Genomic DNA, 25,607 nt, shown 5'->3' with positions numbered 1-25,607 from the left:
GCTACCTTCCTGACACAGCCTCACCTAACAAACGTTTGGTGGAAAGGTAGCTGATCCGCTCATGGGTGTCTCCACCACAAGCCCGGAGAAGGGCGTCCGCGTCGTGACGGTCGACTTCCCACCCGTCAACGCCCTTCCCGTACGCGGCTGGTACGAGCTGGCGGACGCCGTCCGCTCCGCAGGCCGCGACCCGGACGTCCGCTGCGTCGTCCTGGCCGCCGAAGGACACGGCTTCAACGCGGGGGTCGACATCAAGGAGCTCCAGCGCGACACCACTCACGCGACCCTCATCGCGGTGAACCGCGGCTGCTACGAGGCTTTCGCCGCGGTCCACGACTGCGAAGTGCCCGTGGTCGCCGCCGTTCAGGGCTTCTGCCTGGGTGGCGGGATCGGCCTCGTAGGGAACGCGGACGCGATCGTCGCCGCCGACGACGCCACCTTCGGGCTACCGGAACTGGACCGCGGGGCACTCGGCGCCGCCACCCACCTCGCCCGACTGGTGCCGCAGCACCTCATGCGCGCGCTGTACTACACCTCCCGCACCGCGACCGCAGCCGAACTCCACACGCACGGCTCGGTCTGGAAGGTCGTGCCGCGCGAGGAGCTCGGCGCCGCCGCAGGGGACCTGGCCCGTGAGATCGCCCGCAAGGACGGCCACCTGATCCGACTGGCCAAGGCGGCCATCAACGGCATCGACCCCGGCGACGTGCACCGCAGCTACCGCTTCGAGCAGGGCTTCACCTTCGAGGCCGCCCTCAGCGGCACGGCCGCTCGCGTCCGCAGTGCGTTCGGGAAGGGACAGCAGCCGTGAAGGAGCATCAATCATGAGCGACAAGACCATGACCGCCGACGAGGTCGCCGCACGACTGCACAGCGGCATGACCCTCGGGATCGGTGGCTGGGGCTCGCGTCGCAAGCCCATGGCGCTGGTCAGAGCGCTGCTCCGCACGAAGATCAGCGATCTCACCATCATTTCGTACGGCGGTCCGGACGTGGGGGTACTCGCCGCCGCGGGCCGCGTGCGCAGGCTCGTCGCCCCCTTCGCGACCCTGGACTCCATCCCCCTGGAACCCCACTTCCGGGCGGCCCGGGAGAGCGGGGCGTTCGCGATGACGGAACTCGACGAGGCGATGTTCATGTGGGGGCTGCACGCCGCCGCCAACCGACTGCCGTTCCTGCCGGTGCGCGCGGGCCTCGGCTCGGACGTCCTGCGCGTCAACCCCGAGCTGCGCACCATCACTTCGCCCTATGCGGACGCTGAGGAATTCGTCGCCGCCCCCGCGCTCCGCATGGACGCGGCGCTCGTCCACGTGAACCGCGCGGACCGCCTCGGCAACGGGCAGTACCTGGGCCCGGATCCGTACTTCGACGACCTGTTCTGCGAAGCGGCGGACGAGGCCTACCTCTCCTGCGAACACCTCGTCGAAACAGCGGAGTTGACCAAGGACGCCGCCCCCCAGACGCTGTTCATCGGCCGGCACACCGTCACGGGCGTCGTACAAGCCCCGGGAGGCGCGCACTTCACCTCCTGCGCCCCGGACTACGAGCGCGACGAGGCGTTCCAGAAGCTGTACGCGACCACCCCCTGGGACGGATTCGCCCGGCGCTTCCTGGCCGGGTCCGACGAGAGCGCCTACCGGGCGGCCGTCCAGACCTGGCACGAGGAGCAGCGATGACACCCGTGGGGCCGCACGACCGCGCTCCCCTCACCCCGCCGGCGACGCCCCCGCCCACCGGCGCAGCCGCTCAGGCGCCCACCCGGGCCGAGTACTGCGTGATCGCATGCGCCGAGGCCTGGCGCGGCAACGGAGAGGTACTGGCCAGTCCGATGGGCCTGGTGCCCTCCCTCGGCGCGCGCCTGGCCCGGCTGACCTTCTCCCCCGACCTGCTGCTGACCGACGGCGAGGCCCTGCTCGTCCGCCCCGACGGCACGGTCGAGGGCTGGCTGCCCTACCGGCGTCACCTCGCCCTCGTCACCGGCGGCAGGCGCCACGTGATGATGGGCGCGAGCCAGATCGACCGGTACGGCAACCAGAACATCTCCTGCATCGGCGACTGGGCCCGCCCGCGGCGCCAGCTCCTCGGGGTACGCGGTGCCCCCGTCAACACCCTCAACAATCCGGTCAGTTACTGGATACCGAGGCATTCCCCCCGGGTCTTCGTCGAGAAGGTCGACATGATCTGCGGCGTCGGCCACGACAGCGCGGCTGCCGCCGGCCCGGCCGCGACCCGCTACCACCGCATCCCGCGCGTCGTCTCCGACCTCGGTGTCTTCGACTTCGCGACGCCGGACCGTTCGATGCGCCTCGCGTCCCTCCATCCGGGCGTCACCGTCGAGCAGGTGCGGGAGGCCACCGGCTTCGAACCGGTCGTCGAGGACGACGTTCCGTACACCCGGGAGCCGACCGCGGCCGAACTGCTGCTCATCCGTGAGGTCCTCGACCCGGCGGGCGGCCGGGACCGGGAGGTCGGTGCCCGATGAGGACGGCCCTCACCGAGCTCACCGGCGTCCGGTACCCCGTCGTCCAGACCGGGATGGGCTGGGTCGCCGGCCCCCGGCTGGTGTCCGCGTCCGCGAACGCCGGGGCCCTGGGAGTCCTGGCCTCCGCGACGATGTCCACCGGGGAGCTGCGCCGGGCGATCCACGAGGTCAAGTCCCGTACGGACGCGCCGTTCGGGGTGAACCTGCGCGCCGACGCGCAGGACGCCCGTGAGCGGGTGCGGATCGTCATCGACGAAGGGGTACGGGTGGCGTCCTTCGCCCTCGCCCCGTCCCGCGAGCTGATCGCCGAGCTCAAGGACGCGGGCGTGGTGGTGATCCCGTCGGTCGGCGCCCGGCGGCACGCCGAGAAGGTCGCGGCCTGGGGCGCGGACGCGGTGATCGTGCAGGGAGGCGAGGGCGGCGGGCACACCGGGGACGTCGCGACCACCGTGCTGCTGCCCCAGGTGGTGGACGCGGTGGAGGTCCCGGTGGTCGCGGCGGGCGGTTTCCACGACGGGCGCGGGCTGGTGGCGGCGCTCGCGTACGGGGCTGCGGGCGTCGCCATGGGCACCCGCTTCCTGCTCACCTCCGACTCGACCGTCCCGGACGCCGTGAAGGCCCGGTACCTCGCCGCCACGGTCAGGGACGTCACGGTGACGACGGCCGTCGACGGGCTACCGCACCGCATGCTGCGCACGGACCTCGTCGACGCGCTGACCCGGCACGGTCGCACCCGCACCCTGCTGCACGCGCTGCACAGAGCGGCGGAGTTCCGCCGGCTCTCGGGGCTGTCGTGGACGGCGATGGTCCGTGACGGACTGGCGATGAAGCACGGCAAGGAGCTGACCTGGAGCCAGGTCCTGCTGGCCGCGAACACGCCGATGCTGCTGCGGGCAGCCATGGTCGAGGGCCGCACGGACCTCGGGGTCATGGCCGCCGGGCAGGTCGCCGGGGTGATCGAGGACCTGCCCAGCTGCAAGGAACTGGTCGCCCGGGTGATGTCCGAGGCGGAGGACGTGCTGGGGGGCCTCCCGACCGCGGGGTGAGCGCGCCCTCGTCCCGCTCGGCACCGGGACCACGGCTGCCCCGCCGACCCGGCTCGGGCGACCGGGAGACCGCACTCCCCGCCCGTCGGGGCAGGCGGGCGAGCGCGCGATCGCCGCGCGCCCACGGCCGCCGCGGCTCTACCGGGCGGCGGTCCGCCGGCCTCCGCCCGCACCCACGCCCGGGCCCGCGCCGGCCGCGCGGCCCCGCGCCGGCTGGGTGCGGCCGCGCTCGGTGCGTCCGCCCTCGGCACGCCCTGTCCGGCCGCGGCCCGCCGTGCCACCGCCGGCCTCGGTGCGGACGGTGTCGCCACCGCGGGTCTGTGCGCGTCCGCCCTGGCTGCGCGTCGTGCCGTTCTGCGCTCGCCGCCGCTTGGGCCGTGACGACGCGGCGGCCTGCTGCTGCGGAACCTCGATGGTGACGGCCACGCCGGACGGTTCGCGGGCCCCGGTCAGCCGGGTGAGCTCCTCGTCGCTCGACTTGATCCTCACCGCCCGCGGGCTGATGCCCGCATCCGACATGAGCCGGGTCACCTCGCGCTTCTGCTCGGGCAGGACGAGCGTCACGACGCTGCCGGACTCGCCGGCCCGCGCGGTCCGCCCGCCCCGGTGCACGTAGTCCTTGTGGTCCGTCGGAGGGTCCACGTTGACCACGAGGTCCAGGTCGTCGACGTGGATGCCGCGGGCCGCGACATTGGTGGCCACGAGCGCGGTGACATGACCGCTCTTGAAGTGGTCGAGGGTGCGGGTGCGCTGGGGCTGTGAACGGCCGCCGTGGAGTCCGGCTGCCCGCACTCCGCTGGCCAGCAGCCGCTTCACGAGGCGGTCCACGGACCGCTTGGTGTCCAGGAAGAGGATGACCCGGCCGTCACGGGCCGCTATGCGCGTGGTGACCGCCTTCTTGTCCGTCTCGTCGGCGACGTACAGGACGTGGTGGTCCATCGTGACCACGGCTCCGGCGGAGGGGTCGACGGAGTGCACCACGGGATCACTGAGGAACTGCCTGACCAACCTGTCGATGTTGCGGTCCAGAGTGGCGGAGAACAGCAGGCGCTGTCCGCCCGGCGCCACCTGCTTCAGCAGCGCGGTGACCTGGGGCAGGAAGCCGAGGTCGGCCATCTGGTCGGCCTCGTCGAGCACGGTGAGCGCCACCTGGTCGAGGCGGCAGTCGCCCCGCTCGATGAGGTCCTTGAGGCGCCCGGGCGTGGCGACGAGGACCTCGGCGCCGCGCCGCAGCGCCGCCGCCTGCTTGGTGATCGACATTCCACCGACGACCGTCGTCAGCCGCAGCTGGACGGCCGTCGCGTACGGGGCGAGAGCGTCGGCGACCTGCTGCGCGAGCTCCCGCGTGGGGACGAGGACCAGGGCGAGTGGCGCGCCCGGCTCGGCGCGCCGGCCGGCGGTGCGGGCGAGCAGCGCGAGGCCGAAGGAGAGGGTCTTTCCCGACCCGGTGCGCCCGCGGCCGAGCAGGTCGCGGCCGGCGAGCGAGTTCGGCAGGGTGGCGGCCTGGATGGGGAAGGGTTCGGTCACGCCCTGGGCCGCGAGGGTCTTCAGCAGTGCCGCGGGCATGTCGAGTTCGTCGAAGGCCTCGACCGGGGGCAGTGCGGGTGTGACCGTTTCCGGGACGGCGAACTCCCCGCCGGGCACGGCACGGCGCGCGGACGTCTTCACTGCGGTTCTCGACGAGGACGTCCCGGACGTCCCTGCGGCTGTCCTTCCGCGGGACTTCGAGGGACGCCTGCGGCCCTGGGGACGTTCGGAGCGAGTCATCGGGTGATTACCTTCCTGAACCTCATCATGAACAGCACAAAACCGGGACCCGCACCATGACGGCGCGGGTCCCGGCTACGAGCTACGCGCTCCCGGGTCAGGCGGGAACGATGTTCTCGGCCTGCGGGCCCTTCTGGCCCTGCGTGAGGTCGAAGGAGACCTTCTGGCCCTCCTGCAGCTCACGGAAGCCCGTGGACGCGATGTTCGAGTAGTGAGCGAAGACGTCGGGGCCGCCGCCGTCCTGCGCGATGAAGCCGAAGCCCTTTTCCGAGTTGAACCACTTCACGGTGCCGGTGGCCATGTCAAATTCTCCCGATCAGGTCGAGGCCCCATCCGGAGATGCCGGAAAACACAATGCGCCCGACGAACATTTCCCGTCAGGCGCACATAAAGTTCATGGGTACCAAAACTGCAACCCCGCGACCATAGCACGGTTCGGAGCGGGAACCCGCACGACAGAATCCGCGTCATGGTTTCGTCTACCGGTTCCGCCCGCGCCCTGTGGTCCCTCTTCGAGCCGGTCCACGCCGTGACGTACCTCGCCCCGGAGGCACGCGCCGCCTTCGAGGACGTCGGACTCCGCGGGTTCTGGCGCGGGTACTTCGCCGCGCGGGCGGCTCCGTTCGGAACGGCGGACGCGGACCGGATCCGCGCCGCGTTCTCTTCGTTCGCGCCCGGCATGGTGGCGCGGCTCTCCCCGCCGTGTGGGAGCGCATCAGCCCCCAACGGGCGCAGGACGTGCGGCAGTCGGGCGCACGGGACGCCCTCGTCCGGCTGCTGGCGGGACGTGAGGAAGCCGTGGCCCGCGCCGCCGACCTTCTCGAGCCCCACGCCCGCCGCCTCGACGGAGCGGGCCGCCCGCTCGCCGCGGCGAACTGCGCCCTCCCGTGGCCCACCTCCCCGTACGGCCGGCTCTGGCACGCGGCGACACTCCTGCGGGACCACCGCGGCGACGGGCACGTCTGCGCCCTCGTCTGCGCCGACCTGGACGGCTGTGAAGTCCTCGTCCTGCGTGCGGGGACCGATCTGCCCCGCACCGAACTCCAGCCCTACCGGGGTTGGTCGGACGACGACTGGTCGGCGGCCACGGCTCGACTCGCGGACCGGGGCCTGGTGACCCCGCAGGGTCGGGTCACCCGCGCCGGCCGCGACCTGCTCACGGCCGTGGAGGAGGCCACCGACCGTGCCGCCGCGCGTCCCTGGTCCGCCGCCGACCGCGCAGCGCTGGAGGAACTGTGCGCGGCGCTCGCCCCGCTGGCCGACGCCTGCGCGGCCGCCCTGCGGTTCCCCCATCCGATCGGCCTGCCGGACCGGACGCCGGCTGGTTGAATGCACGGATGACGACGATCAGACAGCCCTGGGGCCTGAGCGTGTTCGGTTCCGGCAGTGTCCGGACGGAACCCCAGTTCGCCTGTGTGAAGCTGGAGGTGGACCTGCTCGAGCAGACACCGGACCGGGCCTTCGAGAAGGCCAACAAGGCCGTTGCCGAGGTGCGGCAGACACTGCGCGGACACGGGATAGCCGACGGGTCGGTCTCCGGCTCGCGGCTGCGCCTCCACTCCGCTTACGACGGGTACGGCGTGGGCCGCACCTTCCTGGGCTACCGCTGCCAGGCGGCGTTCACCGTCGAGACCACGGCGCTGAACGGACTCCAGCAGCTCATCGTCGACGTCGTGGACGCCGGGGCCAACCACGTCGAGGACGTCGTCTTCGACGTGCACGACAAGTCCGCGCTGCGCGACGAGGCACGTCACAGGGCCGTCGAGGCGGCCCGCCGCAAGGCGGCCGTGTACGCCGAGGCGACGGGGGTGAAGCTGGGCCCTGTTGTCCACGTCGAGGACGTGGATCCCGAGTCGGTCTCCCCGTACGGCCGTGGTCACGGCGGCACCGCGGGCGGCCGCGGCGGCGCCGACCTGGCACCCGGCATGGTCGAGGTGGCGGCGGGTGTGCACCTGGGATTCGCGCTGACCCACTGAGCGGGCGCGGGCTCCCGGCACCGGGAGCCCTCAGCGGGGAGTCGGGGCCGGGAGCCCTCAGCGGGGAGTCGGGGGCCGGGAGTTCACGTCGTGGGGTCGCGCGGGTGCCCATCGCCGGATCGGGGCCCTTCGGCGCGGAGTTCACCGCCTCCGGTCGGCCCCGGAGGCGTCCGACGGTCCTCCGTGGGGATCAGAGCCGCTCGATGATGGTCACGTTCGCCTGACCGCCGCCCTCGCACATCGTCTGCAGCCCGAACCGTCCTCCGGTGCGCTCCAGTTCGTGGAGCAGCGTCGTCATCAGCCGCACCCCGGTGGCACCCAGCGGATGCCCGAGGGCGATGGCCCCGCCGTTCACGTTCACCTTGTCCGGATCGGCGCCGGTCTCCTTGAGCCAGGCCAACACCACGGGGGCGAAGGCTTCGTTGATCTCGACGAGGTCCATGGCGTCGATCGGCATGCCGGTCCGCTTCAGCGCGTGGGCGGTCGCCGGGATGGGTGCGGAGAGCATCCGGACGGGGTCCTCGCCGCGCACCGACAGGTGGTGGACCCGGGCGCGCGGGGTCAGTCCGTGCTGCCGCACCGCCCTTTCGCTCGCGAGCAGCATCGCTGCCGCGCCGTCCGAGACCTGCGAGGAGCAGGCCGCGGTGATGGTGCCGCCCTCGACCACGGGCCGCAGGGCCGCCATCTTCTCCAGGGAGGTGTCGCGGCGGGGTCCCTCGTCGGTGGTGACGTCGCCGTACGCGAGCGTCTCGCGGGCGAAGCGGCCCTCGTCGACCGCGAGGACGGCCCGCCGGTGGGAGCGGAGCGCGAACTCCTCCATGTCGGACCGTGAGATGCCCCATCGGGCGGCGATGAGTTCGGCGCCGTGGAACTGGTTGACCGGTGCGTCCCCGTACCGGGCGCGCCAGCCTTCGGAGCCGTGGAAGGGGCCTTCGGTCAGCCCGAGGGGTTCCGCCGCCTGCCGGGAGGCGTAGGCGATGGGGATCTGCGTCATGTTCTGCACCCCGCCCGCGACGACGAGGTCCTGCGTCCCGGACATCACCGCCTGGGCTGCGAAGTGGACCGCCTGCTGCGAGGATCCACACTGCCGGTCGACGGTGACGCCGGGCACCTCCTCGGGGAGTCCGGCCGCGAGCCAGCAGGTGCGGGCGATGTCACCGGCCTGCGGCCCGACGGTGTCCAGGCAGCCGAAGACGACGTCCTCGACCGCCGCCGGGTCGATCCCCGTCCTGCCGACGAGTCCCTTGAGCACGTGGGCACCCAGGTCGGCGGGGTGGACGGCGGCGAGCCCGCCCCCGCGCCGACCCACCGGCGTGCGGACGGCTTCGACGATGTAGGCCTCGGCCATGACGACTCCTCGGTCGGGTTACGTGTCGCGTACGGCGATGCCGTCCAGCACCATCGAGAGGTACTGGCGGGCGATCTCCTCGGGGCTGTGCCGGCCGCCGGGCCGGTACCAGGACGCAGCGACCCACACCGTGTCGCGGACGAAACGGTAGGTGAGCCGGACGTCCAGGTCCTCACGGAAGACACGGGCGGCGACGCCCCGCTCCAGCGTCCCCAGCCACGCCTTCTCGAACTTCTGCTGCGACTCGGTGAGGTACTGGAAACGGGGCTGCCCCGCGAGGTGCTTGGACTCCTTCTGGTAGATCGCCACGGCGGCGCGGTGCCGGTCGATCTCCCGGAACGACTCGGTCACGAGAGCCTCGATGGTCTCCCTCGGGCCGAGCCCGGCGGCGAGGACGGTGTCGTACCCGTCCCACAGCTCACCGAGGAAGGAGGAGAGGATCTCGTCGAGCATCGACTCCTTGGAGTCGAAGTGGTAGTAGAGGCTGCCAGCGAGCATGCCGGCCTCGTCCGCGATCCTGCGGACGGTGGTGGCGTTGTAGCCCTGGGCGGCGAACACCTCGGCCGCCGTGTTGAGCAGCTCCCGGCGGCGCTCGGGCGAGGCGTTCACCTGGGTCTTCTTGTTCGTAGGCACGTGTCCATTGTGGTCCTGCCCCGGGTCTACGGGTGCTGGGAGCTGACGGACACCGTCTCGCCCGTCATGTAGGAGGAGTAGCCACTGACGAGGAAGACGATGACGTTGGCCACCTCCCACGGTTCGGCGGGGCGGCCGAACGCCTCTCGGGCGGTGAGCTCCTCCAGGACGGCGGCGGACGTGACCTTCACCAGGTGCGGGTGCAGGGCGAGGCTCGGAGCGACCGCGTTGACCCGTACCCCGTACTCGGCCGCCTCGACGGCCGCGCACCGGGTGAGCGCCATGACGCCCGCCTTCGCGGCCGCGTAGTGTGCCTGCCCGGCCTGGGCGCGCCAGCCGAGGACCGAGGCGTTGTTGACGATCGCTCCGCCCCGGCCCGAGTCGCGGAAGGCGCGCAGCGCGGCCCGGTTGCAGCGGAACGTGCCGCCCAGGGTGACGTCCACGACGCGGGACCACTGCTCGTCGGTCATGTCGGCGAGGGCCGCCGTGCCGCCGAGTCCTGCGTTGTTGACGACGACGTCCAGCGCTCCGTGTAGCCGTACGGCCTCCGCGAAGAGGGACTGCACCTGGGCCTCTCGGGTCACGTCGCAGGGGACGGCGGCCACGGTGTCCGCGCCGAACTCACCGGCGAGCGCCTCCTCGGTCTCCTTGAGGCGGCGCGTGTGCGCGTCGCTGATCAGGATCCGTGCGCCCTCTTCCAGGAATCGGCGGGCGGTCGCCCTGCCGATTCCGGCCCCTGCGGCAGCGGTGATGACGGCGGTACGGCCACCGAGCAGGCCGTGGCCCGGAACGTATCGGGGTGCTGTGCCGCTCATGGCCCGTACCTCCTCGGGGAGCGGACCGGCCTCCCCCGTCGAAAGTGGGGATGCCTCGACGCCGCCATGACCGTACGTTAACCTACCAAACACTTGTTAGGGAAGGATGTGCGGATGGACCTGACGCCCGCCCCGGACGAGGAAGCCGTCCGCGCGGAGGCCCGGGAATGGCTGAGCGCGCACGTTCCGGTGGAGCCGCTCCCCTCGCTGGAGACCGAGGCGGGGTTCGCCGCGCACCGGCGGTGGGAGGCCGAACTCCACGCCGCCCGCTGGTCGGTGGTGTCCTGGCCGGAGCGGTACGGCGGCCGGGGTGTCGACATCTTCGCGTGGCTGGCCTTCGAGGAGGAGTACTACGCGGCGGGCGCGCCCGGCCGGGTGTCCCAGAACGGCATCAGCCTCCTCGCCCCGACCCTCTTCGACCACGGCACGGAGGAGCAGCGGGCCCGGGTGCTGCCGTCCATGGCGAGCGGCGAGGTGATCTGGGCACAGGCCTGGTCGGAGCCGGAGTCGGGTTCGGACCTGGCGTCCTTGACGTCGCGGGCGGTGCGGACGCCGGGGGGCTGGCTGCTGTCCGGCCAGAAGACGTGGTCGTCGCGCGCCGCGTTCGCGGACCGGGCGTTCGGCCTCTTCCGCACGGACCCGGACGCCGGCGCGCCGCACCGGGGTCTGACCTACCTGATGTTCGACCTGCGGGCGGACGGCGTCACGGTCCGCCCCATCGGCAGGCTCGACGGGAAGCCCGCGTTCGCCGAAGTCTTCCTGGACGAGGTGTTCGTGCCGGACGAGGACGTGATCGGCGGGCCGGGGCAGGGTTGGCGGATCGCCATGTCGGCCACCGGCAACGAAAGGGGACTGACCCTGCGCTCCCCCGGTCGCTTCCTGGCCGCCGCGGACCGGCTGGCCGAGCTGTGGCGCACCACGGCCGACCCGGCGGACACCGCGCTGCGGGACCGCGTGGCGGACGCGGTGATCGGGGCACGCGCATACCGGTGGTTCACCGCGGCGGGGGCGTCGCGCTTCGCCGCCGGCGGCACGATCGGCGCGGAGTCCAGCCTCAACAAGGTGTTCTGGTCGGAGTACGACATCGCCCTGCACGAGACGGCACTGGAACTGCTCGGACCGGAAGCTGAGTTGGCCGACGGGGACTGGGCCGAGGGATACGTCTTCTCGCTGGCGGGCCCCATCTACGCGGGCACCAACGAGATCCAGCGCGACATCATCGCCGAGCGTCTGCTCGGACTGCCCAAGGGCCGCCGCTGAGGGGGCTTCCCGGACCTCCCGAGGGACGGGAGCTCCCGGGACGAGTCGAGGAGGACCCGGTGAGGTTCCGACTGACCGACGAGCAGGCGGCGTTCAGCCGTTCGCTGGACGCCATGCTGACGGCCGAGGACACGGTTGCGGCGGTACGCGCCTGGGCGACCGGCGACCCCGGGCCCGGGCGGGCGGTGTGGTCCCGACTGGGCGCTGCCGGGATGTTCGCACTGGCCGTGCCGGAGGCGTACGACGGCGTGGGACCGCTCCCCGTCGAACTGGCCGTCGCCTTCGTCGAACTGGGCCGTCACGCCGTACCGGGCCCGCTGGTGGAGACGACCGCAGCGGCCGTCCTGCTCGCGCACCTGGGCGACGACGGTCCCGCCAAGCGGCTGCTGCCGGGCATCGCATCCGGCGATCTCAGCGTCTCGCTGCGGCTTCCGGGCCGCGGCCGGTACGCCCTCGACGCGGACACCGCGGGCTACGTGCTGGTGGTCGAGGCGGAGGACGCCGACGCCCCGGGCAGAGGCGCGGCAGACGCGGACCGCCCGCCGGTCCCGCCCCGGGGCGCGGCGTCCGAGGGCGACGACGGCCGGAGCCGGGAGGACGACGACAGCCCCCGCTGGCGGCTGCGGGCGGCGTCCGGCCACGGGGGGGTGCGGGCGTCCAGCGACCCGGCACGGCGGCTTGCCGTACCGAACCGCGATGGCGAGGTGCTGGCCGCCGGGCCCGAGGTACGGGACGCCGCGCACCGGGCCGGTGACTGGGCCCGGCTCGCAACGGCCGCGCAGTCGCTGGGCGTCGGCCTCACCCTGCTGGACCGAACGGTCTCCTACGTCCGTCAGCGGAAGCAGTTCGGCATGCCGATCGGAGCGTTCCAAGCGGTCAAGCACCAGCTGGCGGATGCTTTGGTAGCGCTCGAGTTCGCGCGTCCGCTGGTGTTCGGGGCGGCACTGTCCATGGCGTCCAGCGACATCGCCGCGGCGAAGGTGGCGGCCGGTGAGGGCGCGTACAACGCCGCCCGCACCGCCCTCCAACTGCACGGCGCGATCGGCTACACGGACGAGTTCGACCTCTCCCTCTGGCTGCGCAAGGCCCGACCGCTGCGGGACGCGTGGGGCACCCCGGCGCAGTGCCGGTCCGCGGTGCTCGCGGACTGACGGGGCGGCTGCACCCAGCCGGACACCCAGTCTCCCTACGCGGACTCCTCGCGCGGCGGGCTGTCGTCGTTGCCGCGGCGGAGGGTCCGCAGCCGCGAGCCCGGCCGCCAGCTCCGCACGACGAGCTCATCCCCCTCGACCCTGGTCCGGACGACCTCGACGAGCTCCACCCGGAACAGGTGGAACGGCAGCGGCTCCCCCTCCTCGGGCTGGAACCGGTCCTTCACGTCCCCCTCGGTGATCTCGACGGCCCGACCGCTGATGCGCACGTCCCCGCCCTCCATGGACGTGTCGGGCCCCGGGTTCGCGTGGATCGCGAACCGCGGGTCGCGCTGCAGGTCCCGCGCCTTCCGGGAGCCCTGCATCATCCCCAGCCACAGCTCCCCCGACCGGAAGTCCGCCTCGATGCCGGTCAGTCGCGGCGATCCGTCCGCGCGGAGCGTGCCCAGGACGTGGTGCTTGTACTTCTGGAACCGCTGCCCCACGGTCGCCGCGAAGTCCGGCTCCGTCTCACTGAAGTCTTTCCAGGTCGTTCCCATGAGTCCAGGTAACCCTGGATACCCGACAGCCTCTGTCCGGATTACTCCGTCGGCTCAGCCGGTCTGAACGTCCGCCGTCGCGTTCCGCTCGCCGGCGCTGCGCTCCACGCAGAACTCGTTGCCCTCCGGGTCGGCGAGCGTCACCCACCCGGTGCCGTCGGGGTTGCGCCAGTCGGCGACGAGCGCGGCGCCGAGCTCCAGGAGCCGCTCGACCTCCTCGTCCCGCGTGCGGTCCTGCGGCTGCAGGTCGAGGTGGACCCTGTTCTTGAGGGTCTTCTTCTCGGGCACGGTGACGAAGAGGATGCCCACTCCGGGCGCTTCCACCAGCGCCTCGGGGTCACCGGGCTGGTCCTCGTCGCTCACGGAGCACTCCAGTACCCCTGCCCAGAAGGTCGCCAGCCCGTACGCGTCGGAGCTGTCGATCGTCACGTGCCGCACCAAGGTAGTCATGGCGGCACTCTGGCACGACCGGCCGAGGGACGGCATGCGGATTACCGCAGGCAGGCAGTCCCCGTCAGGACCGCACGAGTCCCGCCCTGCGGGCGTTCTCCAGCCACACCGGGAATTCGGACACCAGCCGGTCGTACAGCTCGGAGTCGGAGACCCGCCGCGGGTCCTCGCCCGCGTGGAAGAAGCCCGCGTTGTCGATGGGACGCTTCGCGGGGACGGCCAATTCGTCCAGTTTCCGCAGGAAGTCGAACTGCTTGCTGTGCGGATCGCCGAAGCCGACGAACTGCCAGTACATCGGCAGCTTGGCGGCCTTGCAGACATAGCGCTCGGCAGCGGCTCTGTTGCTGGGGCCGCCGTCGGTCTGGAAGACGACGAGGGCGGGATCCGTTGCTCCGCTGTCCAGGTAGTGGTCGACGACGGCGTCCATCGCCACGTGGTAGTTCGTCCTGCCCATGTGCCCGAGACCGGCCACGATCCGGTCGATCCGGCCCTCGTGGTCCTCCAGCGCGATCTCCGATTCCGCGTCGATGTCCGTGGAGAAGAAGACGACGGGCACCGATCCGTCGTCGTCGAGGTGGGCCGACAGACCCAGCACCCGGTCGGCGAGGCCCTGGACGCTGCCGTCCTTGTAGTACGTCCTCATCGAACCGGAGTAGTCCACGACCAGGTAGACCGCCGCCCGCTGCCCGCCCAGCCCGTGCTTCTCCAGCGAGACGCCCGCGCTCTTGTAGAGGCTGACGAGGGCCGGGGCGGTCTCCTCGACCTTGCGCAGGCTGATGGCAGCCATGGTGCCTTCTCCGTTCGTCGTGCCGCCGCGCGGTGGACGGGCGTCAGCCCGCGAGCGCCCGGTCCTTGACGGCGGTCACGAATGCCGCCCAGCCGGCAGCCCCGAAGACGAGCGCCGGGCCCTGCGGGTTCTTGCTGTCGCGGACCGGCACGACGCCGGGGACGTCGTCGGCGACCTCCACGCAATTGCCGCCCGTGCCGTCGCTGTAGGACGACTTGCGCCAGCGGGGTTGCCTCAACTCCTGTGCGGTGTTCATGCGTTCCCGTAGTCCTCCGCCACCGATGCCAGCAGTTCGAGGGTCGCCATCGGCGACAGTGCGGCGGCCCTGGCGAGATCGTATGACCTCTGGCAGTGCTCGACCAGTGCGGGATCGTCGATGAGCTGCCCACTGCCCGCGCCCTCGGTGTAGACGACCGTCGGCCCGTCATCGAATGACAGCACCGAAATCATGCTGTCGATGAAGGCCTCGTTCATGGCGGCGAAGGGCAGCACCTGCACCACCACGTGCCGGCTGCGGGCCCGTTCGGAGATGTGCAGGAGCTGCTCGCGCATCGTCTCGGGTCCGCCCATCGGAGTGCGCAGCGCCCCCTCGTGAACAATCTCCCACAGCACGGGGCGAGCGGGATCCTCCAGGATCCGCTGTCGATCCATCCGCGCCCGGACGCGTTCCTCCACGCTCTCCTGCGTCGCGAACGGCGTCGCCGTCCGTGTAATGGACCGCGCGTACGCCTCCGTCTGCAGCAGTCCCGGCACCAGCACAGGCGCGTACTCGCAGATCATCTTGGCCTGCCGCTCCAGCTCCGCCGCGTCGGCGAAGTAGTCGGCGACCTTCGTCGTGCGGGCGAGGCGGCACAGTCGCTGGAGGTGCTCCCCGCTCCCCAGCACCTCGTCGAGATGCTGGGACATCTCCAACTGGGGTCGCCTGGTCGCGTTCTCGAACTGCCCGATGTACGTGGCGGAGCAGAACACCCGCTCCCCCAGTTGCTCCTGGGACAGCCGCGCCGCTTCGCGCAGACGCCGCAGCTCGGACCCGTAGAAGGCCCTGGGGTCGGTGTACGGATCGGTGTTCCTGGGCTCGGCCATGAGCAAGGCCCCCTTCACGCAGAGCACACGGACGGACTACCGAGCGTATCCAGTCGGCGGGTGCGGTGCGGCGGAACGCGGGGAATTCCCACCCCCGAACGCCACGGCGCCTGCCATGGTCCGGTCGGGGACTGGGGCAGGCGCCGCGTCTGTTCCGTACGCCGTTGTACGGGACGATTATGGAGGTGTCAGGCCGGCCGCTCACGGGCCGCCGGCCGGGTCAGACCGTCAGGGCACGGTCCGTCGGGCGGATCGGCGCGGGCAGCTCGCTCACGCCCGTCAGGTAGCGGTCCGCGCCGCGCGCCGCCGAGCGGCCCTCGGCGATCGCCCACACGATCAACGACTGGCCGCGGCCCGCGTCACCGGCCACGAAGACACCGTCGACGTTGGTCGCGAAGTCGCCGTCCCGGGCGATGTTACCGCGTTCGTCCAGCTCCAGGCCGAACTGGGCGACGAGACCGTTCTCGACGTCCGTGCCGGTGAAGCCCATGGCGAGGGTGACCAGCTGGGCGGGGATCTTCCGCTCGGTGCCCGGCTTCTGGGTCAGCTTGCCGTCGACGAACTCGACCTCGACGAGGTGCAGGAACTGGACGTTGCCGTCCTCGTCACCCTCGAAGTGGGTGGTGGAGACGGAGTAGACCCGCTCGCCGCCCTCCTCGTGCGCGGACGTCACCTTGTAGAGCATCGGGAACGTCGGCCAGGGCTGGCCCGGGTTCCGCTCGTCGCCCGGCCGCGGCATGATCTCCAGCTGCGTGACCGAGGCGGCACCCTGGCGGTGGGCAGTGCCGACGCAGTCGGCGCCGGTGTCACCACCGCCGATGACCACGACGTGCTTGCCCTCCGCGGTGATCGGCGGCGCCACGAAGTCGCCCTCGACCACCTTGTTGGAGAGCGGCAGGTACTCCATCGCCTGGTGGATGCCGTTCAGTTCGCGGCCCGGCACCGGCAGGTCCCGCGCGGTCGTGGCGCCGGCGGCGACGACGACCGCGTCGAACCGCTTGCGCAGGTCCGTCGCCGTCAGATCACGCCCGATCTCGATGCCGGTGCGGAACTTGGTGCCCTCCGCGCGCATCTGCTCGATGCGGCGGTTGACGTGCCGCTTCTCCATCTTGAACTCGGGGATGCCGTAGCGCAGGAGTCCGCCGATGCGGTCGGCGCGCTCGTACACGACCACGGTGTGGCCCGCCCGGGTCAGCTGCTGGGCGGCGGCGAGGCCCGCGGGCCCCGAGCCGATGACCGCTACCGTCTTGCCGGACAGCCGCTCGGGCGGCTGCGGCTTGACGTCGTTCGCGTCCCACGCCTTGTCGATGATCGAGACTTCGACGTTCTTGATGGTGACGGCGGGCTGGTTGATGCCGAGCACGCACGCCGACTCGCAGGGAGCGGGGCACAGCCGGCCCGTGAACTCCGGGAAGTTGTTGGTGGCGTGCAGCCGCTCGCTGGCGTTCTGCCAGTCCTCGCGGTAGGCGTAGTCGTTCCACTCGGGGATCAGGTTCCCCAGCGGACATCCGTTGTGGCAGAACGGGATGCCGCAGTCCATGCAGCGTCCGGCCTGCTTGCTGATGATCGGCAGCAGGGAGCCCGGGACGTAGACCTCGTTCCAGTCCTTCACCCGCTCGCCCACCGGACGGGTCTCGGCCACCTCGCGCCCGGTGGTCAGGAAGCCCTTGGGATCAGCCATTGGTCGCCGCCTCCATCATCTTCTCGGTGGTCTCACGCTCGGAGAGACCGGCGAGCTCAGCGGCGTCCTTGGCGGCGAGCACTGCCTTGTAGGTGGTCGGGATGATCTTGCTGAACCGGTCCACGGAGGCGGTCCAGTCGGCGAGGAGCTTCTCGGCCACGGTGGAGCCCGTCTCCTCGTGGTGGCGGCGCACGACGTCGTGCAGCCACTGCTTGTCGTCGGCGGTCAGCGCCTCGACGGCGTCGGCGTTGCCGGCGTTGACGTTGTCCCGGTCGAGGTCGATCACGTACGCGACGCCTCCGGACATGCCGGCCGCGAAGTTGCGACCGGTCCCACCGAGGACGACGGCGTGGCCACCGGTCATGTACTCGCAGCCGTGGTCGCCCACGCCCTCGGAGACCACCAGTGCTCCGGAGTTGCGGACGCAGAAGCGTTCGCCCGTACGGCCGCGCAGGAACAGTTCGCCGCCGGTGGCGCCGTAGGCGATGGTGTTGCCCGCGATGGTCGAGTACTCGGCCAGGTGCTCGGCGCTCCGGTCGGGACGGACCACGACGCGGCCGCCGGACAGGCCCTTGCCGACGTAGTCGTTGGCGTCGCCCTCCAGTCGCAGCGTGACACCGCGCGGCAGGAATGCGCCGAAGGACTGGCCGGCCGAGCCGGTGAAGGTGATGTCGATGGTGTCGTCGGGCAGGCCCGCACCGCCGAACTTCTTGGTCACCTCGTGCCCGAGCATGGTGCCGACGGTCCGGTTGATGTTGCGGATCGCGATCTGGGCGCGGACCGGCTGGGCCTCCTCGGCAGAGGCTGCGGCCAGCGCGTCCGCGGACAGCTTGATGAGCTCGTTGTCGAGCGCCTTCGCCAGGCCGTGGTCCTGCTCCACCAGCTGGTGGCGGACGCTGCCCTCGGGCAGCTCGGGGACGTGGAAGAGCGGTGCCAGGTCCAGGCCCTGCGCCTTCCAGTGGTTCACCGCGCGGGCGGTGTCCAACAGCTCGGCGTGCCCGACGGCCTCCTGCAGGGTGCGGAAGCCCAGCTCGGCCAGCAGCTCGCGGACCTCTTCGGCGATGAACTCGAAGAAGTTCACGACGAATTCGGCCTTGCCGGTGAAGCGCTCGCGCAGCACCGGGTTCTGGGTGGCGATGCCGACCGGGCAGGTGTCCAGGTGGCACACGCGCATCATCACGCAGCCGGAGACGACCAGCGGCGCGGTGGCGAAACCGAACTCCTCGGCACCCAGCAGCGCGGCGATGACGACGTCCCGTCCGGTCTTCAGCTGGCCGTCGGTCTGCACCACGATGCGGTCCCGCAGGCCGTTGAGCAGCAGCGTCTGCTGGGTCTCGGCGAGGCCGAGCTCCCAGGGGCCACCGGCGTGCTTCAGCGAGGTGAGCGGGGAGGCGCCGGTACCGCCGTCGTGCCCCGAGATGAGGACGACGTCCGCGTGCGCCTTGGAGACACCCGCGGCGACGGTGCCGACACCGACCTCGGACACCAGCTTCACGTGGATGCGGGCGGCCGGGTTGGCGTTCTTCAGGTCGTGGATCAGCTGGGCCAGATCCTCGATGGAGTAGATGTCGTGGTGCGGCGGCGGGGAGATCAGACCGACGCCCGGCGTCGAGTGCCGGGTCTTGGCGACCCACGGGTAGACCTTGTGGCCGGGCAGCTGACCGCCCTCGCCGGGCTTGGCACCCTGGGCCATCTTGATCTGGATGTCGTCGGAGTTGACCAGGTACTCGGACGTCACGCCGAAGCGGCCGGAGGCGACCTGCTTGATCGACGAACGCCGCGCCGGGTCGTACAGGCGCTCCGGGTCCTCGCCGCCCTCACCGGTGTTGGACTTGCCGCCCAGTTGGTTCATGGCGATGGCGAGGGTCTCGTGCGCCTCCTTCGAGATGGAGCCGTACGACATGGCGCCGGTGGAGAAGCGCTTGACGATCTCGCTGACCGGCTCGACCTCGTCGATGGAGATCGGCGCGCGGTCCGAGGCGAAACCGAACATGCCGCGGAGGGTCATCAGCCGCTCGGACTGCTCGTTCACGCGGTCCGTGTACTTCTTGAAGATGTCGTACCGCCTGCTGCGCGTGGCGTGCTGCAGCCGGAAGACCGTCTCCGGGTCGAAGAGGTGCGGCTCGCCTTCGCGGCGCCATTGGTACTCGCCGCCGATCTCCAGCGCGCGGTGCGCCGGCGCGATGCCGCTGGCCGGGTACGCCTTGGCGTGCCGGGCGGCGACCTCCTTGGCGACGACGTCGAGGCCGGCGCCGCCGATCTTGGTGGCCGTGCCGTCGAAGTACTCGGCGACGAACGCCTCGTCGAGGCCGACGGCTTCGAAGACCTGGGCGCCGCGGTAGGAGGCCACGGTCGAGATGCCCATCTTCGACATGACCTTCAGCACGCCCTTGCCCAGGGCCTTGATCAGGTTGCGGATGGCCTGCTCGGGCTCGATCCCGTCGATGAACGTGCCGGCGCGCAGCAGGTCCTCGACGGACTCCATCGCCAGGTACGGGTTGACGGCCGCCGCGCCGTAGCCGATGAGCAGCGCGACGTGGTGCACCTCGCGGACGTCACCGGCCTCGACGAGCAGGCCCACCTGGGTGCGCTGCTTGGTGCGGATGAGGTGGTGGTGGACGGCTGCGGTGAGCAGCAGGGACGGGATGGGCGCGTGCTCGGCGTCGGAGTGCCGATCGGAGAGCACGATCAGCCGGACACCGCTCTCGATGGCGTCGTCGGCCTCGGCGCAGATCTCCTCGATGCGTGCGGCGAGGGCGTCACCACCGCCGGAGACCCGGTAGAGGCCCGAGAGGGTCGCGGCCTTCATCCCGGGCATGTCGCCGTCGGCATTGATGTGGATGAGCTTGGCCAGCTCGTCGTTGTCGATGACCGGGAAGGGCAGCGTGACCGACCGGCAGGAGGCCGCGTTGGGGTCCAGCAGGTTGCCCTCGGGGCCCAGCGAGGAGATCAGCGAGGTGACGAGCTCCTCGCGGATGGCGTCCAACGGCGGGTTGGTGACCTGCGCGAACAGCTGGGTGAAGTAGTCGAACAGCAGCCGCGGGCGCTCGGAGAGCGCCGCGATCGGGGAGTCCGTGCCCATGGAGCCGATCGGTTCGGCGCCGGTGCGGGCCATCGGGGCGAGGAGGACGCGGAGCTCCTCCTCGGTGTAGCCGAAGGTCTGCTGGCGACGGGTGACCGAGGCGTGGGTGTGGACGATGTGCTCGCGCTCGGGAAGGTCCTCGAGCTCGATGATCCCGGCCTCCAGCCACTCCTGGTAGGGCTGCTCGGCGGCGAGGGTGGCCTTGATCTCGTCGTCCTCGATGATGCGGTGCTCGGCGGTGTCGACGAGGAACATCCGGCCGGGCTGGAGGCGGCCCTTGCGGACGACCTTGGCGGGATCGATGTCGAGGACGCCGACCTCGGAGGAGAGCACGACGAGGCCGTCGTCGGTGACCCAGTAGCGGCCCGGGCGCAGACCGTTGCGGTCGAGCACGGCGCCGACCTGGACGCCGTCGGTGAAGGTGACGCAGGCCGGGCCGTCCCAGGGCTCCATCATCGTGGAGTGGTACTGGTAGAAGGCGCGGCGGGCCGGGTCCATGGAGTCGTGGTTCTCCCACGCCTCGGGGACCATCATGAGCACGCTGTGCGGGAGCGAGCGGCCGCCGAGGTGGAGCAGTTCCAGGACCTCGTCGAAGGAGGCGGAGTCGGAGGCGTCCGGTGTGCAGACCGGGAAGATCCGCGCGAGGTCCCCGTTGTCTCCGTTGCCGAAGAGGTCGCTGAGGAGCTGGGACTCGCGGGCGCGCATCCAGTTGCGGTTGCCCTTGACCGTGTTGATCTCACCGTTGTGGGCGACGAAGCGGTAGGGGTGCGCGAGCGGCCAGCTCGGGAACGTGTTGGTGGAGAACCGGGAGTGGACCAGGGCCACGGCGGTGGCGAAGCGGCGGTCCGACAGGTCCGGGAAGAAGGGCTCCAGCTGGCCGGTGGTCAGCATTCCCTTGTAGACGATGGTGCGTGCGGACAGCGACGGGAAGTACACCCCGGCCTCGCGTTCGGCGCGCTTGCGCAGCACGAACGCCTTTCGGTCGAGGGCGATGCCGCTGAGCGCCTCCCCGGAGCCGTCGGCCACGAAGAGCTGACGGAAGACCGGCATGGTCGAGCGGGCCGTGGCGCCGAGCAGCTCGGGGGCGACGGGCACGTCGCGCCAGCCGAGGACGTCCAGCCCTTCTTCGGCGGCGATCGTCTCGATCCGTGAGACGGCCTCGTCCTGGGCGGCCTCGGGGACGAAGGCGATGCCGACGGCGTACGAGCCGGCCTCGGGAAGCTCGAAACCGGCCTCTTCGCGGAGGAAGGCGTCGGGGACCTGAAGCAGGATTCCGGCACCGTCGCCCGAGTCGGGCTCGGAGCCGGTGGCGCCGCGGTGCTCCAGGTTGCGCAGTACGGTCAACGCCTGCTCGACCAGCTCGTGGCTGGCAACACCGGTGAGGGTAGCCACGAACCCGACGCCGCAGGCGTCGTGCTCGTTACGGGGGTCGTACATCCCCTGCGGGGCGGGGCGACCGTCCATGGGCGACCAGGCGTCGAAACGCATCGGCTCTCCCGTCGTCGTCGTGGCATATCGAGTGCCAGAGGGACGACGTTGGCCCTCCGCAAAATTTCGTGCAGGTTACATGATGGAATGCTTCTCGGGAACCGGATAGCCCATTCCAACATGCGGACACCGCAGGTCAGCGGTCCGGTGATGGTGTAGGTGGCACGGACGGAAGGATCACATCCGCCGGAGCCTTGCAGAGCAGGCGTCATTGCCTGGGCGCTTGTGGCTGATTCCCGCTGGTTAAGGAATCGAAACCACGGAGTTACAACTACTCATGTGGCGCCCTGCATAGTGTCCCACCCGGCGGGCGATTCGGCACCGGGACGTACGTCACAGCCCCCGGGCCCAAAGGCCCGGGGGCTGCCGTGCGGGTGCGGCCGGCGCGGGACGGTCAGACCGCCGCACCGATGAGCGCTCCGATGCCGTAGGTGACGGCCGCCGCGGCGCCGCCCAGGACGAGTTGCCGAAGGCCGCTGAACCACCAGCCGCGCGCGGTCACCTTGGCCACCAGCGCGCCGCAGGCGAAGAGGCCCAGCAGCGCCAGCAGGACCGCGGGCCACAGGGCGGTCGCACCGCACAGGTACGGCAGCACGGGCACCAGCGCGCCCAGCGCGAACGAACCGAAGGACGACACGGCTGCTACGACGGGCGACGGGAGGTCGTCCGGGTCGATGCCGAGCTCCTCGCGCGCATGGATCTCCAGCGCCTGGTCGGGGTCCCGCGAGAGCTGCATGGCCACCTCGCGGGCCAGCTCGGGCTCCACCCCGCGAGCCACGTAGAGCGCGGCCAGCTCTTCCATCTCGTCGACCGGGTGCTTGCGCAACTCGCGACGCTCGACGTCCAGTTCCGCCTGGACCAGCTCGCGCTGGCTGGCCACGGAGGTGTACTCGCCGGCCGCCATGGAGAACGCGCCCGCGGCGAGACCGGCGAGGCCGGTGATGACGAGGATCTGCTGGGACGCGGAACCGCCCGCGACGCCGGTCATCAGGGCCAGGTTGGAGACGAGCCCGTCCATCGCGCCGAACACCGCGGGACGCAGCCAGCCGCCGTTCACATCGCGGTGCGTGTGATTGTCGCGGTGCGCCTCGTGGAGCGTTGCTTCGGTTTCGATGATGGACACGGCTCTCCCCTGGCTCCCGGGCGGGCTCGTACACCCCGCTCCCCCTGCATCTCCTCGAAAGTACGCGCGATGTAAGGGGCGCGCCAGCAAGGCAGGCTTTACTTACCTGGTGGCAGGCGGGTGACACGACTGCTTCGACCGCCGCACCGGACGCCCCGCGTGGCAGGGATCCAGGAATCAAGCCCTCTGGGGCGAGCACCGCACGAAGGGGTGACGCATTGGACGGGACTGCATGCGATCGGGCCCGCGGCGCGCTCCTCGGGCTGGCGGTGGGCGACGCGCTCGGGGCCCCCGCGGAGAACATGCGCCCCTCCGAGATCCGCCACCGCTGGGGGCGTATCGAGGGCTTCGTGACCGACAGCCCGGCGGGTACCGACGATACGGAGTACGCGATCTTCTCGGGCCTGCTGCTCGCCCGGCACGGATCGGCGCTGACCGTCGCGCACGTCGAGAAGGCGTGGCACCACTGGATCGCCGACCTCGACGAAGGTCCGTTCCGGGGCGCGGGATTCAGCGAACGGGGCACGCTGGAGAACCTCCGCCGAGGGCTGGCGGCACCCATCACCGCCCAGCACCGGCACGCGTGGAGCGACGGGCTCGCCATGCGGGCGGCGCCCTTCGGGGTCTTCGCCGCGGGGCGCCCCGACGAGGCGGCCCGGCTGGTGGCCATCGACGGTTGCGTCAGCCACGACGGGGAGGGGATCTACGGTGGCCAGGCCGTGGCGGCCGGGGTGGCCGCGGCGATGGCGGGCGCGGGACCCGCCGGGGTCATCGGCGCCGCGCTCTCGGTCGTCCCGATGGATTCCTGGACCGCGCGCTCGATGCGCCGAGCGGTCGTCGCCGCGGGCAGTGACGACGGGGGACGGTCCGACCCGCTCGCCCGTGAACGCACGGTCCGCTCCGCAGTCGTCATCGGCGGCTACCCCTGGACGGACCTCGCACCGGAGGCGGTGGGACTCGCCTTCGGTGCTTTCGCGGCGGCCCGCGGTGACTTCCGGGCTTCCGTGCTCACCGCGGTCAACATGGGGCGGGACGCGGACACCACCGCGGCGGTCGCCGGCGCACTCTCCGGAGCCATGTCCGGGGCGTCGGCCATCCCGGAGGAATGGGCCGACGCGATCGGTCCGGTCCGCGGCAGCTGCCTACCCTCGATGCGCGGCTACCACGTCCTCGACATCGCGGATCTCCTCACCCCGTACGACGACACCGAGGTCCCCTCATGACGCCGCGCCCCCTCGATTCCGCGGGGAACACCCCGACGCAGCCCGCACCCGGCCCCCCGGTCTCCCCGCCCGACCTCGCGCCGCCCGGATGGGAGGGTGGTGTCCGACCCGGCGGTGACGCCCACCGGGAGCGCGAAACCGTGCATGCGGAGCACACGGACCACACCGCGCGGCGCGCCGGGCGCCCCCCGACCGGCCCGTCCCGCACGCGCATCGAGGGACTGCTCCTCGGCCTGGCAGCGGGAGACGCCGCCGGATGGCCCGCCGCACGGCACCGCGCCGCGCGCATGCCCGAGTGGACCCGGCGCCTCACCCGCGAGCTCGACACCTTCGCCGAGCAGAACGCCACCACCACCCTCCCCGTCCCGATCGCCCTCAACCAGCCCCCGGAGCCCCTGCGGCTCGGGCCCGCCGACGACGCCGAGTGGGCCGCCTTCGCCGCCGAGTCCGTCCTGACCGCGGCCGGCGACCACGCCGCCGGACCGGACCTCGGACGCCGGCTTCGGGTCGCGGTCGACCTCGCCTGGAACTCCCTCGCCGGTGAGGTCGCCGCCGCGGCGGCCCGCGCCCCCGAGGTCGAGTCCGCCGTCCTCCCGCTGCGCGCCCGCATCTCCGTACGCGCCGGACTCGGCAACCTGGCCACCGGGCTGCGCCCGCCCGCCACCGGCCACGACAACCCGCACTACTTCGACGACGCCGCCTGCATCCGCGCCGTCGTCCTGGCCGTCGCCCACCCCGGAGAACCCCGGGCCGCCGCAGACCTCGCGGAGTTCGACGCCCGCTACACCCAGGACGGCGACGGAGTGCACGGGGCGCGCGCCATGGCCGCCGCCGTCGCCACCGCGCTCGCCGGTGCACCCGTCGGCGTAGCGGTCGACGCCGCGCTCGCCCAGCTCCCGGAGACCACCGAGATCGGGCGGAACGCGCGCCACGCGGTCACGCTCGCCCTGGACGCGGAGGACGCCTTCTCCCTCGTCCCCCTGCTGGAGCACCAGATCGTCGACCACGTCTACAGCTACGGCATCGCGGCGGCGGAGACCGTCCCCGTGGCCCTCGCCCTCGCCACCGCCGCGCGGGGCCGGGTGACGGGTGCGATCCCCGCAGCCGCCTGCCTGTCCCGGGTCGCCGACTCGGCGCCCGCCCTCGCGGGAGCCCTGACCGGCGCGCTGGCCGGCGGCACCGCCGTGCCCACCGCCTGGCGCGACGCCTGCCGGACCCTCGCCGGCTGTACGCTCCCCCGCCTCGCCGGAACCGACCTGGTCGAACTCGCGGTACTGCTGTCCCGGGCCCTGTCCCCCCGTGTGGAGAAGGGGTGAGGCGTCCGACGGATCGGGCGCACCGGCCCGGTGGCCGTTTGGCTCCGCAACGGGTGCGCGGCGAGCCGGCGAGCGTTCGTCGCCGGCGCGGGCTCGGACCGCTCCGCGGATCCACCGCCCCCGGTGAGTGACCGTACGACGGTCGTAGCGACCCTCACGGAACCAGCCTCCGCCGCGCGGCGCGGGGCGTCCGCCCGGGACTGCGGGCGCACCGCCGCTCATCGGGGGGCCGGTGCCGTCGGACGGCCGGGCGCGCACTCGGATGACCGGCCCGGGGGGCGACGGTTCCGCCCCCCGGGCGGGCGGTCGCGGGCCGCTCGTACCGCCGTCGGGCACTCCCCGCGTGGGCGTCACGCC

The 25,607-nt window shown here is 71.9% G+C and carries 22 protein-coding genes and 1 pseudogene; 10 read left to right on the top strand and 13 right to left on the bottom strand.

Going from position 1 to position 25,607, the window contains the following annotated elements:
- Nucleotides 1-61 precede the first annotated feature (61 nt).
- The 4 genes from ACFXOM_RS05180 to ACFXOM_RS05165 are packed head-to-tail and all read left to right on the top strand — an operon-like array spanning nucleotide 62 to nucleotide 3,528.
- The gene (locus ACFXOM_RS05180; RefSeq protein ID WP_384944253.1) at nucleotides 62-811 is read left to right on the top strand and encodes an enoyl-CoA hydratase family protein; all 750 of its coding nucleotides are present in this window, start codon (nucleotides 62-64) and stop codon (nucleotides 809-811) included.
- 13 nt (nucleotides 812-824) lie between these two features.
- Entirely contained in the window at nucleotides 825-1,676 is an 852-nt protein-coding gene (locus ACFXOM_RS05175) for a CoA transferase subunit A (RefSeq protein ID WP_385036967.1), read from the top strand.
- The gene (locus ACFXOM_RS05170; protein WP_384929823.1) at nucleotides 1,673-2,482 is read left to right on the top strand and encodes a CoA-transferase subunit beta; all 810 of its coding nucleotides are present in this window, start codon (nucleotides 1,673-1,675) and stop codon (nucleotides 2,480-2,482) included. The genes ACFXOM_RS05175 and ACFXOM_RS05170 overlap by 4 nt, the downstream gene beginning before the upstream one ends.
- Nucleotides 2,479-3,528: an NAD(P)H-dependent flavin oxidoreductase gene (locus tag ACFXOM_RS05165; RefSeq protein ID WP_385036965.1), complete on the top strand. Its 1,050-nt coding sequence runs from the start codon at nucleotides 2,479-2,481 to the stop codon at nucleotides 3,526-3,528. The genes ACFXOM_RS05170 and ACFXOM_RS05165 overlap by 4 nt, the downstream gene beginning before the upstream one ends.
- A 138-nt stretch (nucleotides 3,529-3,666) precedes the next feature.
- Here the strand turns inward: ACFXOM_RS05165 and ACFXOM_RS05160 are convergent, their stop codons facing one another.
- Nucleotides 3,667-5,295: a DEAD/DEAH box helicase gene (locus tag ACFXOM_RS05160; RefSeq protein WP_384944258.1), complete on the bottom strand. Its 1,629-nt coding sequence runs from the start codon at nucleotides 5,293-5,295 to the stop codon at nucleotides 3,667-3,669.
- Between the two features lie 97 nt (nucleotides 5,296-5,392).
- Nucleotides 5,393-5,596 carry a cold-shock protein gene (locus ACFXOM_RS05155; RefSeq protein WP_384929832.1) on the bottom strand — a complete coding sequence of 68 codons (204 nt, stop codon included), beginning with the start codon at nucleotides 5,594-5,596 and terminating at the stop codon, nucleotides 5,393-5,395.
- A 168-nt stretch (nucleotides 5,597-5,764) separates the two neighbouring features.
- On the opposite strand from ACFXOM_RS05155, the pseudogene ACFXOM_RS05150 reads away from it, so the two are divergent.
- A pseudogene (locus ACFXOM_RS05150) lies at nucleotides 5,765-6,624 on the top strand (hypothetical protein).
- A gap of 8 nt (nucleotides 6,625-6,632) precedes the next feature.
- Nucleotides 6,633-7,271 (top strand): SIMPL domain-containing protein, encoded by a 639-nt coding sequence (locus ACFXOM_RS05145; protein WP_384929835.1) that lies wholly within the window; start codon nucleotides 6,633-6,635, stop codon nucleotides 7,269-7,271.
- Nucleotides 7,272-7,461: 190 nt separating this feature from the next.
- Here the strand turns inward: ACFXOM_RS05145 and ACFXOM_RS05140 are convergent, their stop codons facing one another.
- Genes ACFXOM_RS05140 through ACFXOM_RS05130 form a run of 3 tightly spaced genes read right to left on the bottom strand, consistent with a single transcriptional unit; the run spans nucleotide 7,462 to nucleotide 10,067 of the window.
- The gene (locus ACFXOM_RS05140) at nucleotides 7,462-8,619 is read right to left on the bottom strand and encodes an acetyl-CoA C-acetyltransferase (protein WP_384944263.1); all 1,158 of its coding nucleotides are present in this window, start codon (nucleotides 8,617-8,619) and stop codon (nucleotides 7,462-7,464) included.
- An 18-nt stretch (nucleotides 8,620-8,637) separates the two neighbouring features.
- Nucleotides 8,638-9,252, bottom strand: a complete 615-nt coding sequence (locus ACFXOM_RS05135; protein WP_384929841.1) for a TetR/AcrR family transcriptional regulator — start codon at nucleotides 9,250-9,252, stop codon at nucleotides 8,638-8,640.
- 26 nt (nucleotides 9,253-9,278) lie between these two features.
- The gene (locus ACFXOM_RS05130) at nucleotides 9,279-10,067 is read right to left on the bottom strand and encodes an SDR family oxidoreductase (RefSeq protein WP_384944264.1); all 789 of its coding nucleotides are present in this window, start codon (nucleotides 10,065-10,067) and stop codon (nucleotides 9,279-9,281) included.
- 114 nt (nucleotides 10,068-10,181) lie between these two features.
- Here ACFXOM_RS05130 and ACFXOM_RS05125 point away from each other — a divergent pair, with 114 nt between their 5' ends.
- Both ACFXOM_RS05125 and ACFXOM_RS05120 read left to right on the top strand, forming a co-directional pair.
- Nucleotides 10,182-11,327 carry an acyl-CoA dehydrogenase family protein gene (locus tag ACFXOM_RS05125; protein WP_385036963.1) on the top strand — a complete coding sequence of 382 codons (1,146 nt, stop codon included), beginning with the start codon at nucleotides 10,182-10,184 and terminating at the stop codon, nucleotides 11,325-11,327.
- A 59-nt stretch (nucleotides 11,328-11,386) separates the two neighbouring features.
- On the top strand, nucleotides 11,387-12,478 hold the full coding sequence (locus ACFXOM_RS05120; RefSeq protein WP_384929850.1) for an acyl-CoA dehydrogenase family protein: 1,092 nt from the start codon (nucleotides 11,387-11,389) through the stop codon (nucleotides 12,476-12,478).
- Between the two features lie 35 nt (nucleotides 12,479-12,513).
- Here ACFXOM_RS05120 and ACFXOM_RS05115 read toward each other — a convergent pair whose 3' ends face one another.
- The 8 genes from ACFXOM_RS05115 to ACFXOM_RS05080 all read right to left on the bottom strand — a co-directional run bounded on the left by ACFXOM_RS05115 (nucleotide 12,514) and on the right by ACFXOM_RS05080 (nucleotide 22,711).
- Nucleotides 12,514-13,017 carry a pyridoxamine 5'-phosphate oxidase family protein gene (locus ACFXOM_RS05115; protein ID WP_385036961.1) on the bottom strand — a complete coding sequence of 168 codons (504 nt, stop codon included), beginning with the start codon at nucleotides 13,015-13,017 and terminating at the stop codon, nucleotides 12,514-12,516.
- Between the two features lie 54 nt (nucleotides 13,018-13,071).
- Nucleotides 13,072-13,467, bottom strand: a complete 396-nt coding sequence (locus ACFXOM_RS05110; protein ID WP_384929856.1) for a VOC family protein — start codon at nucleotides 13,465-13,467, stop codon at nucleotides 13,072-13,074.
- 64 nt (nucleotides 13,468-13,531) lie between these two features.
- Nucleotides 13,532-14,254: a VWA domain-containing protein gene (locus ACFXOM_RS05105; RefSeq protein WP_384929859.1), complete on the bottom strand. Its 723-nt coding sequence runs from the start codon at nucleotides 14,252-14,254 to the stop codon at nucleotides 13,532-13,534.
- A 43-nt stretch (nucleotides 14,255-14,297) separates the two neighbouring features.
- On the bottom strand, nucleotides 14,298-14,510 hold the full coding sequence (locus tag ACFXOM_RS05100; protein ID WP_385036959.1) for a DUF397 domain-containing protein: 213 nt from the start codon (nucleotides 14,508-14,510) through the stop codon (nucleotides 14,298-14,300).
- The gene (locus tag ACFXOM_RS05095) at nucleotides 14,507-15,337 is read right to left on the bottom strand and encodes a Scr1 family TA system antitoxin-like transcriptional regulator (protein WP_384929865.1); all 831 of its coding nucleotides are present in this window, start codon (nucleotides 15,335-15,337) and stop codon (nucleotides 14,507-14,509) included. The genes ACFXOM_RS05100 and ACFXOM_RS05095 overlap by 4 nt, the downstream gene beginning before the upstream one ends.
- A gap of 220 nt (nucleotides 15,338-15,557) precedes the next feature.
- A complete protein-coding gene (locus ACFXOM_RS05090; RefSeq protein ID WP_384929867.1) occupies nucleotides 15,558-17,018 on the bottom strand; it encodes a glutamate synthase subunit beta in 1,461 nt (486 codons plus the stop codon).
- Complete coding sequence (gltB, locus tag ACFXOM_RS05085; RefSeq protein ID WP_385036958.1) at nucleotides 17,011-21,588, bottom strand: glutamate synthase large subunit; 4,578 nt, start codon at nucleotides 21,586-21,588, stop codon at nucleotides 17,011-17,013. The genes ACFXOM_RS05090 and gltB overlap by 8 nt, the downstream gene beginning before the upstream one ends.
- 394 nt (nucleotides 21,589-21,982) lie before the next feature.
- Complete coding sequence (locus ACFXOM_RS05080) at nucleotides 21,983-22,711, bottom strand: VIT1/CCC1 transporter family protein (RefSeq protein ID WP_384929872.1); 729 nt, start codon at nucleotides 22,709-22,711, stop codon at nucleotides 21,983-21,985.
- 218 nt (nucleotides 22,712-22,929) lie between these two features.
- Here ACFXOM_RS05080 and ACFXOM_RS05075 point away from each other — a divergent pair, with 218 nt between their 5' ends.
- Nucleotides 22,930-23,934 carry an ADP-ribosylglycohydrolase family protein gene (locus ACFXOM_RS05075; RefSeq protein WP_384929874.1) on the top strand — a complete coding sequence of 335 codons (1,005 nt, stop codon included), beginning with the start codon at nucleotides 22,930-22,932 and terminating at the stop codon, nucleotides 23,932-23,934.
- Nucleotides 23,931-25,250, top strand: a complete 1,320-nt coding sequence (locus ACFXOM_RS05070) for an ADP-ribosylglycohydrolase family protein (RefSeq protein ID WP_384944270.1) — start codon at nucleotides 23,931-23,933, stop codon at nucleotides 25,248-25,250. The genes ACFXOM_RS05075 and ACFXOM_RS05070 overlap by 4 nt, the downstream gene beginning before the upstream one ends.
- Nucleotides 25,251-25,607 lie beyond the last annotated feature (357 nt).

Source organism: Streptomyces sp. NPDC059169, assembly GCF_042755225.1.
In the GTDB taxonomy this organism is placed as follows: Bacteria; Actinomycetota; Actinomycetes; order Streptomycetales; family Streptomycetaceae; genus Streptomyces.
This window is presented reverse-complemented; position numbering and strand designations above follow the sequence as displayed.